Source organism: Gemmatimonas aurantiaca T-27, assembly GCF_000010305.1.
Lineage (GTDB): Bacteria > Gemmatimonadota > Gemmatimonadetes > Gemmatimonadales > Gemmatimonadaceae > Gemmatimonas > Gemmatimonas aurantiaca.
Genome location: NC_012489.1, coordinates 4,049,190 through 4,063,752, shown reverse-complemented (window position 1 = coordinate 4,063,752; position 14,563 = coordinate 4,049,190). Strand labels below are relative to the sequence as shown.

Sequence of the window (14,563 nt, the reverse complement as noted above, 5' to 3'; positions counted from 1 at the left end):
CGACACCACGACGTCTCGTCACCCACTGCTACGCAGAGAAAACCATGGCCACCGCCGACCGCCCGGACCCGTTTCGCAGTTTCAACTTCAAGGTCGAATTCGACGGCTTGCCCGTCGGCAGTTTCAGTGAGGTCAGCGGACTGACCGCCGAAGGAGACTCGGTGGACTACCGCGAGGGCACCGACATGCAGTTGTCGGTGCGCAAGCTGATTGGCATGCGGAAGTATACGAACATCGTCCTCAAGCGTGGCTACACCGTCAACGGCGAGCTGTGGGCCTGGTACAAGCTGATCGCCAACGGCGTGGCCGAACGGCGTGACGGCTCGATCATCCTGCAGGACGAAGAACACAACGAAGTGATGCGCTGGAACGTGTCGAACGCCTGGATCAACAAGATCGAAGGGCCGACATTCAACGCCACCGCCAACGAAGTGGCCATCGAGTCGTGCGAACTGGTGCACGAAGGGATCGAGCTCGCCTGATGCCGCGCTCACTCTTTTCGCGCCTGACGCGCTGATCGGCCATGGCCGCACTCGCGACACCTGGCGTCTACTACGAGACGGTTGATGCGGTCGATACCCGCGTAGCGTCGGTACGCACCGACGTGGCGGGTTTTGTCGGCATCGCGGAGCGCGGACCAGTGGATACTCCGGTGCCGCTCGAATCGTGGCGACAGTTCCGCGCGCACTTTGGAGAGGTGACAGGTAGCGGCTATCTCGCCTACACGGTGCGTGCCTTTTTCGAGAACGGCGGCGCACGATGCTGGGTGGTTCGTGTGGCATCACGGGATGTGCATGCGGGCGTGCAGTCAGCGCAAGCAACGCTGCTGTCGCTGACTGGTGCTACGCCGGTATGGCGGATACGCGCATCGAGTCCGGGCACCTGGGGCAATCGTCTGTCTATCCAGGTGGTTGCCACCCATCGGGCGCAGACGAGCGGCACAGTTGCCGGCGGTGATCCGTCGTATACCGAAGTGGCGTCGACCAGCGGTTTCACTCGTGGTTCGCTGGTGCGCCTGTCTCAATCAGCAACGGCGGCACCCATTTACCGCGTGGTGAACGATGTCGACGCCGTAACCCGACGTCTCTTCTGGGTGGCCGATCAACCGTCTCGTCGTCTGCCCTACGACGCCCTGTTGCCACCACTGGAGGCATCGAAGCCGGTGATGGTGGAGAGTGTGGAGTACACCATCCTTGTCAGTGAAGGTGGCGTCTCGATGGCCGTGCACGAGGGGTTGACGTTGGTACCGGAGCACCCGTCGTACGGACCACGGTCCCTCGCCGCTTCGCACGAAGTGTCGGGCGGTGACCAGGGGCGCACGGCGGCGTCTCCACCGCTGCGGATTGGCATCGATGAACTGCGTGTCGCATTCGGTGGCGATCCGCTGGTACCACGCCCCATGGCCATGTCGATCGTAGCTGCCGATCTCTTGCCTCCATCTTCGCTGGTGCTGACAGGCGGGCGCGATGGACTGCGTGGTCTGCTCGCGACGGACTTCATCGGCGCCGAGTGGGCAGCGGACGACTCCGACCTGGTGAAGGCATCACGGCGACGCGGTCTTCGCGCCCTGGGTACGGTGGACGAGATCGCAATGGTCGCGATTCCCGACATTCATATCCGTCCAATAGCCCCGCCCGATTTCGCGCCGCTCCCACCCTGCATTCCCGATCCCTGTGCACTCGTCACCACGCCGCAGCCGGCGTCGCCGTCACCGCAGGAGCCAGGCGAAATACCGCCAGTGTTCAGCGAGGCGGATGTGTTCCGTGTGCAGGCTGATCTGGTCTGGCACTGCGAGAGCCGGCGCGACCGCGTCGCGTTGCTTGATGGACCGTTCGAGAGCGCGCATGGCACCACGCTCGGTCTCGCCGGCATCCGCGCCTGGCGGCAGCGTTTCGATTCGAAGATGGCGGCGCTCTATCATCCCTGGGTGAGGGTGGTCGACCCGTTGCGTGTGCGCCGCGAGCCCACACGTGCCATTCCCCCTTCCGGGCACGTCGCCGGTCAGATGGCACGAACCGACCGTGCGGTGGGCGTGCACAAAGCGCCCGCCAACGATCCGCTGGTGTGGGCGCAGGATTTGACGGTGACCATGGACGACGAGTCGCATGGTCTGCTCAATACGCTCGGCATCAACGTGCTGCGCGCACTGCCGGGTCGCGGATTGCGCATCCTGGGGGCACGGACCGTGAGCAGCGATGTGTCGTGGCGGTTCCTGCCCGTGCGCCGCCTCGTGCTCATGGTGATGAAAGCGCTCGACCTGGCGACGCAGTGGGCGGTGTTCGAGCCGAATGACACCGGCACGCGCGAGCGGTTGCGCATGTCGATCCTCATCTATCTAGCCACACTCTGGCAACAGGGACAGCTCGCCGGTGCGAGCATGGACGAGGCGTTCTTCGTACGGTGCGATGACACGAACAATCGCCCATCGGACGTGGCGGTTGGTCGTCTGTGCGTGGACATCGGCATTGCGCCGGCGATCCCCTTCGAGTTCGTGGTGGTACGGGTGTGGCGTTCGCGCAATGAGCTCGAAATCGCGGAGTGGGCGGTTGAGCGTGGCGGGAGGGTGACCTGATGGCCTTGCTCGGTGCAGTGGGACTGCGACTCGATCCCCTGATGGCGTACAACTTCACCATCAATCTGATCGACACCTCGAGCACGATGGCAACACTCACATCAGCGGCAATGTCGGCGATCACCGACACGTTGCTCGGTGGCTTCTCCGAATGCTCGGGGCTCGATATGGCGCTAGACGTCGAGGAGTTCAAGGAGGGGGGACGCAACGGGGCGGTGCTCAAGTTTCCGACCCGTGTGACCTGGTCGCCGATCGTGCTGAAACACGGTATGGGCGCCGGCTCCTCGCTTTGGGACTGGCACTACGACTTTGCCATCGGCAAGGGAAAACGGAAGGACGGTATCATCACGCTGCTCAACGACCTGCATCTACCGTCGCACATCTGGCACTTCCGGCGCGGCCTGCCGACGAAGTACACCGGTCCGTCGCTGGTGGCGGGGCAGAACGCCGTCGCGATCGAAGGGATCGAGATCACGCACGAGGGGCTCTGGCAGGTGCCCTATGTGGGCTACGGCGCCGCGGCCGCGTCGTTCGGTGCGAGTGCCGCCATCACGGGAGGGTTCTGACGATGGACATCGAAATTGGCACCATCGAGAGCACGGTCCGCGCCGTGGACGGTGCGGCCCTGGTCGATCCACGGGTGAAGAAGCAGCTCTTTGCCGAGTTCATGGCCCAGGTACGTGCAGCGGACGCACATACGCAGCGGGTTCGCGCCGAACGTGACATCAGCGGTGGTCGCCATCATGAGGACATCGACTGATGGAGCAACTCGAGAAGGCCACCATCGTGGTGATGTGGAAAGACGAGATGGAGTTCATTCCCGTCCAGTTCAATCCGACCGAGTACACGCTCACCAAAGGCGCGCAACTGGCCGAGATTGCGATTCCTGGGCTCGACACGCCGCTGATTCAATTCGTGCGCGGCCAGACGGAAACACTGGCACTCGATCTCTATTTCGACACGACCGATGATGGGATGGGCACCAACGCTACCAGTGTCACCACGCTCACGGATCAGATATACCAACTGGTGAAGATCGAGCCGGACACGCACGCACCGCCGGTGTGCTCGTTCCTTTGGCACAAGAAGTTCCCAGGAAGCGACGTGTCGGAGAAAGTCGGCAACCAACGTCGATCGGATTTTCAGTGTGTGGTGGAGAGTGTGAAACAACGCTTCACGCTGTTCAGCCCGGAAGGGGTCCCGCTTCGTGCCATCGTGACGGTATCGTTGCGCGAGTACAAGACACTGGACGAGCAACTCAAACAGCTCAACCTGAATTCCCCAGACAAGACACAAAGCCACGTGGTACAGCGTGGTGACACGCTGAGCGGCATCGCAGGGCGTCACTATCGCATGCCGCATCGCTGGCGCGAAGTGGCTGACGCCAACCGCATCGCCGATCCGCGGCGGCTCGACGTCGGCGTGTTCCTACGCGTTCCGCCGCTGCTCTGAGACACGAGTCATGAATCTCACGTCGCTGCTCGAAGAGTCGAAACTGCAGGGTGGTTTCCGCGTCCCCCGATTCGAAGTCAAGATCGAAGGGGTGGGCCTGCCGCGCGACGTGCTGCGTGATGTATCGCAGCTCACCTATCACGACAGTACCGGTGAGCTGGACGGTTTCGAGATGACCGTGAACAACTGGGAGGCCAGCACGCGCGAGTTCAAGTATGTCGGCGCTGAAACAGACGAGGAGCTGCAACGCAACGATGCGCGCGGACTGCGCTTCAAACTGTTCGAGCCTTGCCGCCGCGAAGTCACGGTGCGCATGGGATATGTGGACGAGATGCGCACCATGCTCACTGGCACGGTCACGACCATGGAACCGAACTTTCCGTCCGGTGGTGCGCCGACACTCACGGTGCGCGGGTTGAATGTGCTGCATCAGTTGCGCCGCAAGCCGTACGATTTTGCGTGGGAGAAAGTCACCGACAGCGAAATCGCGAAAAAACTGGCGACTCTCAAGGACGAGGAAACCCAACTCAAGCGATTCCCGCTGCCGGTGGAGACCGATCCTGCCGTTGAGGGCGACGAGCCGCGACTCGAGTACATCGCGCAGAAGAGCCAGACGGATATCGATTTTCTCTTCGGGCGTGCGCGTGAGCGCGGCTACGTGATCTTCATCATGGAGGAATCGAAGACCAAAGGTGGCACGGTGCGTCCCCGGCGCCTGTACTTTGGCCCGCCGCATGGAGGGCAGGGAGTGGTGCTGCGCGACGTGATCTACCGTCTCGAGTGGGGCCGCTCGCTGCTCGAGTTCAAGCCCACACTCACCACCGCCGGTCAGGTCAGGTCAGTTACGGTGCGGGGGTGGGATCGCGCCACGAAGAAACCGATCGAAGAGAAAGTCGATCTCGACGACAAGGAGCTGCAGCGCAATACGGATCTGCATCGCCTGCTCGGTAGTTGCGATCCGCATGACGATGTGGTGGTGGACCTGCCGGTGTTCACGAAGGACCAGGCGCGAAGTGCCGCTCGCGCCCGGCTGCTGCAGGTGCAGCGGGCAATGGTCAAAGCCAGTGCCACGACGGTTGGGCTACCCGATCTGCGCGCTGGGCAGCTTGTGGCGATCGGCAACATCGGTTCGCGCTTCAGTGGCGTGTATTTCGTCACCGACACGACCCACACGATCGGCGAGTCGGGTTACACCACGCAGTTCAACTGCTACCGCGAAGACGAGTGGCCGGAGTGGAAGCGATGAGAAAGCCCTCCGGTGTGGCCGTTGGCATCGTGGAGAGCCTGGAAGATCCTACCGGACAGGGAAAGATCCGGTTGTCGTTTCCGTGGATGGGGCCAGCGATGAAGAGTGCGTGGGCTCCGGTGAGCACACCGCTGGCGGGCAAGGATCGTGGCTGCTTCATGATGCCGGAAGTGGGCGATGAAGCGCTGGTGGCGTTCGAACATGGCGACTTCGATCACCCGTTCATCCTGGGCTTTCTCTGGAACGGCAGCGATCTGCCGCCGGAGAACGAACCGCAGATGCGCATCATCCGTACGCCGGGGGGGCATGAGTTGCGCTTCGAAGACAAGCCTGGAGCAAAGAAGGTCGTGGTGAAAACCGAGGGTGGACTCATGCTCACCATGGACGATGCACAGCAGTCGATCACGCTCACCGGTGGCGGCCGTGCCGTCACGATGCAATCCGGCCAGGTGAAGATCACATGATCCCCGTCGTCTCACAGTCATCCGTCACTGACGCGGAGCCACGATGCCCAAGGTGCTGACGACATCGGCCGTGATCACCTGTCCGCACGGGGGCGTAGGGACCACCGTCCCTTCCACGCCGTACGTGGACGCGGCTGGTGTGGTAACCGGAGAAGGAGACACGGGCACCCTCACCTGTGTGTTTCTGCCCCCGTGCGCGGGCTATACGCTGCAATCGATGGGATTGAACGCCACCACCATCGCCGATCGCAAAGTCATCCTCGCCACCGACATCCAGAAGAGTTTCACCGGTCTTCCGCTCACCATCAGCGAGACCACCACGTTGATCGACGATAGCTCACCGGCGCCCCTGCCTGAGGGAGCGACGGCGGCAGAGCCATCGCCCGCCATGCTCGATGACGCGCCTCCGGTGGTGGTCGTCGTGCCGCCCGCCGTGCCGTTTGTGAGCGCCACGATGCTGCCGCCGACGGCCATCGTCACTTTCACGTTGACGGCCGCCTTTCCGCTGGCGTGGGATCTGCGTGTGCTGATGACCACGCCACCGGGTGTGAGCATGGATGCCACGAACGGTCTGCCGAGCGGCCTGGTGGTGGCGCCTGCCGGCGGTGCTTGGTCGTCGCCCTCCCTGACCGTGATCTGCACGCTGTCGGCGGCCTTCATGGCATCACTGGGGCCCGGCGCGCACAAGCTCTTCATGACTGGTGTCACGCAGCGCGGGGCGTCCGCCTACGCCGAAGCGACTATCACGGTGAGCTGACATGACCACCTCTCGCGATACCCGCGCCTTCCTGGGGCAGGGTTGGAAGTTCCCGTTGCAGGTCACGCCCGCCGGCGGCATGGCGCGCGCCAGCTACGAACATCGTGTGGAAGAATCGGTCTACCTGATTCTCAGTACCGCCAAGGGCGAACGCGTGATGCTCCCCGAGTTCGGGTGTGGCATTCACGATCTGGTGTTCCAGCCCAATACGCCGGGCACTATCGGGCTTGTCGCACAGCAGGTGCGGCGCGCGCTGGTACAGTGGGAGCCGCGCATCGACGTGCTCGACCTGGTCGTCGAATCGCCACCGGGTGAAGCAACGCTGCTGCTCATTCGTGTTGGCTATCGCATCCGTGCCAACAACGCGCTCGCGAACATCGTCTATCCGTTCTACCTGCGAGAGGGAGCCTGATCATGCCGCTCGCCTCGAACCTTCCGGTCATCGACAACCGACGCTACGACGATCTCGTGGCGGAGCTGCGCACGCGCATCCCGCGCTATACGCCGGAGTGGACGGACTTCAATGACAGCGATCCCGGGATGACGCTGGTCCAACTGTTTGCCTGGCTTGGCGACATGTTGATGTACCGCATGGGGCAGGTACCGGAGCTCAACTATCTCAAGTTTCTCGAGCTGCTGGGTATCGAGTTGCGGGCCGCCGAGCCGGCGATGGCGGAGATCAGTTTTCCGTTGACTCTCACCGCTCCGCAGCCATTCGTGATCATCCCGCGACGCACCCAGGTATCGGCTGCGGCCCCCGGTTCGCCCGCACCGATCGTGTTCGAGACCGATCGGGCGATTACGGCAATTGCCGCGCGATTGTCATCCGTACAGGCATTCGACGGATTTGCCTTCGAAGACATGAGTGTGGCCAACGGGTCCGCACTGGAATCGTTTGCCCCGTTTGGCAACGCGGCCGGAATCGACTCGGCGCTGTATCTGGGTTTCGAGACCGCAGCGCTCTTTCCGCAAGTGGAGCTCGACCTGGCCTTCGTGACGGCATCAGCCGGTGCGCCGAAGTACGTCAACTGTGGCACATCATCGGCTCGTTTCGCCTCCGCTCGGATGGCGTGGGAATATTGGAACGGAACCGATTGGCGTCCGCTCGACCTGCTCGTCGATGACACGCTCGCCTTCACACGCTCGGGGCATGTACGTCTCCGGACACCGGCGCCCGGTGCGATGGTGTCCGACACGGTCGGCGAAATCACGGCGCCCCGCATCTGGATTCGTGCTCGGCTGACACAGGCACAATACGAGCGGCCGCCGTTGCTGCGCAGCATCCGTACCAACACGGTCTCCGCCACGCAGGCACAGACTGTTCGCAACGAAGTGCTCGGTGGCAGTGACGGACGAGGCAACCAGGTCTTCCGGTTGAGCAGTGCCCCGGTGCTGGCCGGCACATTGCAGCTCGAAGTGAACGAAGGCGATGGTTTTGTGGTGTGGACCGAGACTCGCGACTTTTTCGATGCCGGCACGCGTGATCGTGTATACGTTCTCGATCGTACGACAGGCGAAGTGCGGTTTGGCGACGGTACGCATGGTGCGATTCCGGTGGGCAACGGCGACCTCCCGGCCAGCAACATTGTCGCGAGAGAATACCGCTTCGGCGGTGGTTCGTCGGGTAATGTGGCTGCGGGCACAATCCGCACGCTGGTTGGCAGCATCGATGCTGTCGATGCCAATGCGATCGGCAACCTGCAGCCGGCCACGGGTGGGAGTGCGGAGGAATCGTTGGCGGAGGCCAAGCTGCGCGCGCCGAGCGCCATACGCAGCCGCGGACGCGCGGTGACCGCGCAGGACTACGAACAACTCGCGATCGAGTCGGGGCCGATCCGCCGGGCCAAGGCGCTGCCGCTCTCACATCCGGACTTTCCAGGTGTGAAAGTGCCAGGGGTGGTCAGCATCATCGTGGTACCGGACAGTGCGGCGCCGAATCCCACGCCGAGTGAAGGCACACTGCGCGGCGTGTGCGCGAGTCTCGATACCGCGCGTGTCATCACCACCGAACTTTATGTAGTGCCGCCGGTGTATCGGCAGGTACAGGTCACGACGGACGTGGTGGTGGATGATCGTGCCGATCTGGCAGCGGTGAAGAGCGCGATTTCGACCGCTCTCCTGCAGTACTTCCATCCCCTCACCGGCGGGGAAGACGGCCAGGGATGGCCGTTCGGGGGCGACGTGTTCTACTCGCGTGTATACGGGCGAGCCACTGTGCCGGGTGTGCAGAGTATCCAGCGGCTGGTGGTCATGCTCGATGGTATCGAGGCACCGGAGTGCTCCAACGTGACGCTCTGCGACGGCGAATTGGCATATTCGCTGGCGCATGTGGTGAATGTGTCGTACGCCGTGGGGAACTGAGGCATACATGGCGACGCTCTCGATGCTACCTCCCGTGCCTCGGCCTCCGCACGATCCGACGCAGATCACGCTCGACCCGGTGCGTGGCTGGCGTGCATCGCTGCTGGAATCGACACTGGTGTCGCCGCGGGACGGTGCGCTGATGCTTGATCTCACGGCGGGAGCACGAGCGCTCGACGAGCCATCGGGGAGCTTTGGCGGACTGGTGCCCCCATCGTGGGTGACTGTGAGCGAGTGTGGCGACATCTGGCTGCTCGATCGTGACACGGGCACACTCGCCAAGTTCGACGACTGCGATTGTCGCTTTGTTCGGATTCCCCACACCGGTGGAATCGGCACCGGCGCGCGTCAATTCCATGATCCGCGGGCACTGGTTGCGAGTTGTGGCAATCTCGTGGTGGTCGATACCGGTCATGCGCGCCTGTCTGTCTTTTCGCAACGCGGATATGCACTGCGTGAGCACGTGGAACCACCGGCGTCGGCGCAGGCACAACCCTGGCAGCCGGTGTGCATCGCGGCGGATTCTCACGGTCATCTGTACGTGGGCGATCCGGCCAATGGCGCTGTGCACCGGTTCTCCGCGCGCGGAGTGTGGCAGCAAGTGATGCCCGGACTCGGTGCGGTGACACATCTGGCCGTGGATCGACATGACCGACTGTACGTGCTGAGCGGAGGGGCGTCGGACGTGCGCGTGTTCGCACACGGGGGCGCCGAGCTCGAGCCCGCCGTATCACGCATGATGATCGAACGTCGGTTTGCTCCACTGCCGTTTCGTGTCGATGCCAATGGCGCGATCGACTTTTCGCATCATCACGACCGGTGTTGTGAGGCTTTCGATGCCCATGGTGCGCTACTGCCTGACGGCGCGCCGGTTGCCAAGGTGGTGTACGCCGCCGCCGGTCGCTATCGCAGCGCCCCGATCGACAGTGACATTGCGCAGTGTCCGTGGCATCGCATCGCGCTGACCGCAGCCATTCCCCCGGGCTGCGGCGTGACCGTACTGACGCGAACGTCGGAGCTCGCCGAACCAGACGACCTGGTGGCGGCGTTGCCGGACGGTGCATGGGATACCTGGCAGGTCGCGCGCCGGGCTCCCAACACCAGTGGAGACTGTGTGGAATGGGACTGCCTGGTGCGCAGTCCACGTGGGCGATTTCTCTGGCTGGAGTTGCGGCTGCATGGTGATGGCAAGGCGTCGCCGCGTGTTCGCTGCGTGACACTGGAGACACCACGCATTCCGTTGTCTCGCTGGCTGCCAGGAGTGTTCCAGCAGGACGCGGACGCCGGCGATTTCACCGACCGTTTTCTCGCGCTGTTCGACAGCACCCTGCGTTCCATCGAGTCACGGCTCGACACACAGGCATCGTTGTTCGATCCGCGGTCGTCTCCGGCGAGTTCACCGCGTGCCGACGCACCTGATTTCCTGTCGTGGCTGGGAACGTGGGTAGGTATTGCGCTCAACCGGAGCTGGCCCGAGGCGCGACGCCGGGAATATCTGCGCCGCGCGCCCGCACTTTTCGACCAGCGCGGCACGGTGGCTGGATTACGCGCGATGTTGCTGCTGTACCTCGGCTTGCCCGACGACAGTTCGTCGATCCGACACGGTGCATGCACGGATCTCGCGGACTGCGCGGGCGATGGATGCCATGGAAGTTGCCAACATGGCGCTGCGGTTTCGCGCTGTGAGCCGCGCTGTGATCCATGCGCACCACCGCCGCCCAAGCGAGTGCATCGTGCGCCGGCGCTGTTGCTCGAACACTGGCGGTTGCGGCGCTGGCTGTTCGTTGGCGGCTCACGCCTTGGCGAGGATGCCGCACTCTGGGGAAACGCCATTGTCAGCCGCAGTCGGCTCGACGATGGCGCACAAACCAACGTCACCCGGTTGATCGGCACTCAGGATCCATTCCGAGATCCCTTCCATGTCTATGCGTCGACGTTCACGGTCTTCGTGCCGGCCAATCTCGCCTGTGACACGGCAGCGCGGCGTGGCCTGGAGGCGTTGCTGCGCGAAGAAAGCCCCGCGCATGCCCGTTGGCATCTCGAGTTCGTGCATCCGCGGTTTCGCATTGGTGTGCAGTCGATGATCGGCTACGACTCGGTGGTTGGCCGCTATCCGGAGCCGAACGTGACCGTGAATCAGACCACGCTTGGCCGCTCGACTGTTCTCGGCGGTCCGGTTGGTGATTCAGCCACTCCGCCGCTGCGTGTTGGCATCAGTGCCCGCATCGGCAGTACGACGACGTTGCAATGAACGACGGCCTGCGCCCCTCTCGGAGATTCCATGTCCCATAACACCACGACGTGCCCCGGTTGTGATTTCGGGCCGCTGGCGCGCAACCACTACTTCACCGGCAAACTGCTCGTGGAGCGCGACTTCCGCGATGAGCAGCGGTTCTTTGTCGACAAGCAGCGGTTGCATCACGCGCGCCTGCACGGGTGGGGCGTGGTCTGTGGGCTGCAGGTCGTGCCACACAGCTCAGCGGCGTGCCGCACGCGCTATGTCTGCGTAGAACCGGGCACCGCCGTGGACTGCTGCGGGCACGACATTCATCTGCGAGAGCTGGAGTGCATCGACCTGCACGCCATTCCGGCGGTGAAAGCGCTGATCGATCGAAACGACCGTGAAACCACCCATCGGCTGCAGATCTGCATCAGCTACCGGGAGTGTCCCACCGAGGACATTCCGGTGCTGTACGACGAATGTGGATGCGACGACACGCGGTGTGCACCGAATCGGGTGTTGGAGTCCTACCGCTTCGATGTGATGGTCGACGCCCCGGTTGCTCCGCCGGCTCCGATTCCGGGCGCGTGTGCGGATCTGTGGATGCAATCGATCGCAGGGTGTGCCAACTGCGACGATGCAAACTGTGTGGTACTGGCGACGATCGTGGATTGGCGTCCCGGCGATGTGATCGACGGTTCGCGTATCGACAACATCACCGATCGCCGCATCCTGCCGAGCGTGTCGGCCATGAAGGACGTGATCGACTGCATCCTCACAAACGGAAGCGGCGGTGGTGGTGGGCCTCCAGGTCCCCAAGGTCTTCAGGGTCCTGCAGGTCCGATCGGACCAGCAGGGCCTGTGGGAGCACCAGGGGCAGCGGGTGCGGCTGGCCCACCGGGGCCCGTCGGTCCTGCTGGTCCACGCGGTCAGGACGGTGCGACGGGGCCGCAGGGTGTGCCCGGGGCACAAGGGCAACCAGGGCCACAGGGTCCGCCGGGTCCTCCAGGGCCTGGCTTCGAGAGCGATCTCACACGCATCGTCGCGTTGAGCTGGCGACACGATCGGGAAGTCGGCGACTTGCTCGAGCTCCTCGACCCCAATGGGCGTCCGATGGGGCACGGTATCGTCGTGGCCTTCAGCGGTGAGGTGCAGTGGACACCAACGGTGGCATCGCATGTGTTCGAGGCTCTCGCACGTCAGGATCTGTTCACCGACAGCAGGAACGGCGCGTTCGATTGTCGTTGCCCGCTGGTGACGCCGCACGTAGCGGTGGATGTCTCGATCACCGGTACGTTGATCACGATGGCCACGGCGTTGGCGCCGGCAAACACTGCGCCACCGGGTGGTCTGATGAAGGCCCTCGCGTTGCTGATCGACCCCAAGGCACATCAAGCGCTCAGGCGACCCAATAGCGGCGGTCTGTTCGTGCGCATGCGCGGCGACTTCGTCGTGGACCGGGACAAGCGAGCTATCGACGCCGAATTCGTGCGCGCGGAACTGCCGACCGGTGATCGACCGTCAGGGTCGGGCTTCGGGATTCAGGGTGGCACGTTCGAAAGCTGGTTCACGATCAAGCAGGGATGAGGCAGCCATGGGAACCAGTGTGAACTCCAGCTCGGTCTCGCGGCCGCAGCGCTCCACCGCCGCGCGACGCTGCACGGCGTGCGGGGGACTCGAGTGCCTATGCCGTCCGCGCTTTTTTGCCGGGCAGCTCCTCACCGAAGAAGACCTCAACCGCCTCGATCACTACATCGTGGCGAAGAACAAACTGCACAATCGCTATCTGCACGGCTGGGGCGTGGTGTGCGGGCTCGACGTGCGGTGTGACGGCTGCGACAGTGGTTCCGTGCTGGTGACGCAGGGTTATGCGCTGTCGCCGTGTGGTGAAGATGTGGTGGTGTGCGCCGATCAGCGTGTCAACGTGTGCGATCTGATCAATCAATGCCGCACAGTGACGGCTCCCGATTGCAGCCGGCCCGACGACGGAGGCGGTTGTGATGAACCCGTGCAGCAGTGGATCCTCGCGATTTGTTACGCCGAGTCGGCGTCGCGTGGTGTCGCGCCGCTGCGCTCGTCAGGGTGCGGCTGTGGTGGTGGTTGCGGTGGCGGTGGGTCAGGCGGCGGAGGATCGAAGAGCGGTGGCTGTGGTTGTGGCGGCGGCGGGGGCGGGCACACACACGGTGCGTCGTCCTCTTCAGCATCGCCTGCGGCATCGTCCTCCGGCTGTGGCTGCGGTTGCGGCGGTAGCACGGGTACGGTAGCCACATCGAGTGCATCACGCGGCGCGTCGCGCATGCAGTGCGAGAACACGGTCACCTGCGAAGGTTATTCGTTCCGTGTCTACAAGACTCCAAAGGCCATCGATCGCAAGACGTCACGTGGTGCGCTGGTCGATTCGTTCGCGGCCTGTCTCACGGAGTTGCGCGACTCGCTGCCCCCGATCACACCCACTGGCACCACGCAGCAGGAGCTACACGACTGGTGCTGTGCCATGCACGACGCGCTGGCCGACTGGTATCTCACCCGGCCGGGCTACGATTGCGAAACGGCGCGTCGGGTGGCTTCGATTGTGTGCCCGGAACCGGGCGATCCGAACTTCAACGCGACGCTCGCGCTGGCACGCCGTGAGTTTTCGCTGGCCATCCTCGACATCCTCATGGCATGTCTGTGTCGGGCGCTCATGCCGCCGTGTCCGGTCGCACCAGTCGATGGATGTGTGCCACTGGCCATGGTCACCATCCGCACCGACAAAGGGTGCACCGTGCAGTCGGTCTGCAATTGGACGACGCAGCGGAAGTATGTGATGACCTTCCCGACGATGCAGTACTGGCTCTCGGTGCTTCCCTTTGGCCGCATGTTGCGGGAAGCCATCGAACGCTTGTGCTGCCGTCCGATGTTGCCTTCGCGACGGAAGCCGGTCGATGTCGCGCAGCCGGTGCCGGGCGCAGTCGCTGCCGCGGGCTTCCGAAGCTCGGTGGCTGGTGCTGCCTCGTCGGCATCTCCCGCCGCCGGCATGGCGGATACCGCCGACACTGGAGTGCGCTCACCCGCCGACAACTTCCGGCCGTCGGCATTCACCGCAACCGCCAGTCGCGAATTCATGTCGCTGGCTTTCCAGGCACTGCTCACCCGTGAGCGCTCCGATTCGGCCGAGACACTGGTGCGCGGCTTGATGGGCGATCGTGACGAAAAAGGCGAACCGGTATGGACGAAGGTGCAAAGCGACAATGCGCTGCAGCAGTTCGTGCTCGATCAGATGGCCAAGCCGATGTTCCGCACCATGGTCGGTGAGCAGGGCTTGTCGATGATGGGCGCGATGGCCGGAGGTCTGTTTGGTGATGTCGCTTCCGCAGCCACTACGACAGCGCGCAGCAGTGCGGCGACCGGGCCCGTCACGCTCGAGACGTTGCAGCAGACCATCGAACGGCAGCAGCAGCAGATCGATGAGTTGATGCGGCAGCGGCCGCGTGGCAAGAACAAGTAGCCG

The 14,563-nt window shown here is 63.7% G+C and carries 13 protein-coding genes; all 13 read left to right on the top strand.

Annotation, left to right across the window (positions count from 1 at the left end):
• Positions 1 to 44: 44 nt before the first annotated feature.
• The 13 genes from GAU_RS17565 to GAU_RS17505 are packed head-to-tail and all read left to right on the top strand — an operon-like array spanning position 45 to position 14,560.
• Complete coding sequence (locus tag GAU_RS17565; protein WP_015895252.1) at positions 45 to 482, top strand: phage tail protein; 438 nt, start codon at positions 45 to 47, stop codon at positions 480 to 482.
• A gap of 41 nt (positions 483 to 523) precedes the next feature.
• Positions 524 to 2,572: a phage tail sheath family protein gene (locus tag GAU_RS21370; protein WP_015895251.1), complete on the top strand. Its 2,049-nt coding sequence runs from the start codon at positions 524 to 526 to the stop codon at positions 2,570 to 2,572.
• Positions 2,572 to 3,138, top strand: coding sequence for a phage tail protein (locus GAU_RS17555; protein ID WP_015895250.1), 567 nt, complete (start codon positions 2,572 to 2,574; stop codon positions 3,136 to 3,138). The genes GAU_RS21370 and GAU_RS17555 overlap by 1 nt, the downstream gene beginning before the upstream one ends.
• A gap of 2 nt (positions 3,139 to 3,140) precedes the next feature.
• Positions 3,141 to 3,332 carry a hypothetical protein gene (locus GAU_RS17550; protein ID WP_015895249.1) on the top strand — a complete coding sequence of 64 codons (192 nt, stop codon included), beginning with the start codon at positions 3,141 to 3,143 and terminating at the stop codon, positions 3,330 to 3,332.
• The gene (locus tag GAU_RS17545; protein ID WP_015895248.1) at positions 3,332 to 4,024 is read left to right on the top strand and encodes a CIS tube protein; all 693 of its coding nucleotides are present in this window, start codon (positions 3,332 to 3,334) and stop codon (positions 4,022 to 4,024) included. Before GAU_RS17550 ends, GAU_RS17545 begins: the two co-directional genes overlap by 1 nt.
• A 10-nt stretch (positions 4,025 to 4,034) precedes the next feature.
• On the top strand, positions 4,035 to 5,270 hold the full coding sequence (locus GAU_RS17540) for a phage late control D family protein (protein WP_015895247.1): 1,236 nt from the start codon (positions 4,035 to 4,037) through the stop codon (positions 5,268 to 5,270).
• Positions 5,267 to 5,734, top strand: a complete 468-nt coding sequence (locus GAU_RS17535; RefSeq protein ID WP_015895246.1) for a phage baseplate assembly protein V — start codon at positions 5,267 to 5,269, stop codon at positions 5,732 to 5,734. The genes GAU_RS17540 and GAU_RS17535 overlap by 4 nt, the downstream gene beginning before the upstream one ends.
• A 43-nt stretch (positions 5,735 to 5,777) precedes the next feature.
• Positions 5,778 to 6,491, top strand: a complete 714-nt coding sequence (locus GAU_RS17530; RefSeq protein WP_015895245.1) for a hypothetical protein — start codon at positions 5,778 to 5,780, stop codon at positions 6,489 to 6,491.
• Position 6,492: 1 nt separating this feature from the next.
• The gene (locus tag GAU_RS17525) at positions 6,493 to 6,903 is read left to right on the top strand and encodes a GPW/gp25 family protein (RefSeq protein WP_015895244.1); all 411 of its coding nucleotides are present in this window, start codon (positions 6,493 to 6,495) and stop codon (positions 6,901 to 6,903) included.
• A 2-nt stretch (positions 6,904 to 6,905) separates the two neighbouring features.
• A complete protein-coding gene (locus tag GAU_RS17520; RefSeq protein WP_015895243.1) occupies positions 6,906 to 8,852 on the top strand; it encodes a putative baseplate assembly protein in 1,947 nt (648 codons plus the stop codon).
• A gap of 34 nt (positions 8,853 to 8,886) precedes the next feature.
• On the top strand, positions 8,887 to 11,103 hold the full coding sequence (locus tag GAU_RS17515; RefSeq protein ID WP_169307724.1) for a phage tail protein: 2,217 nt from the start codon (positions 8,887 to 8,889) through the stop codon (positions 11,101 to 11,103).
• Positions 11,104 to 11,133: 30 nt separating this feature from the next.
• Positions 11,134 to 12,660, top strand: coding sequence for a hypothetical protein (locus tag GAU_RS21365; protein ID WP_015895241.1), 1,527 nt, complete (start codon positions 11,134 to 11,136; stop codon positions 12,658 to 12,660).
• A 7-nt stretch (positions 12,661 to 12,667) separates the two neighbouring features.
• The gene (locus GAU_RS17505; protein WP_015895240.1) at positions 12,668 to 14,560 is read left to right on the top strand and encodes a hypothetical protein; all 1,893 of its coding nucleotides are present in this window, start codon (positions 12,668 to 12,670) and stop codon (positions 14,558 to 14,560) included.
• Positions 14,561 to 14,563: the final 3 nt, after the last annotated feature.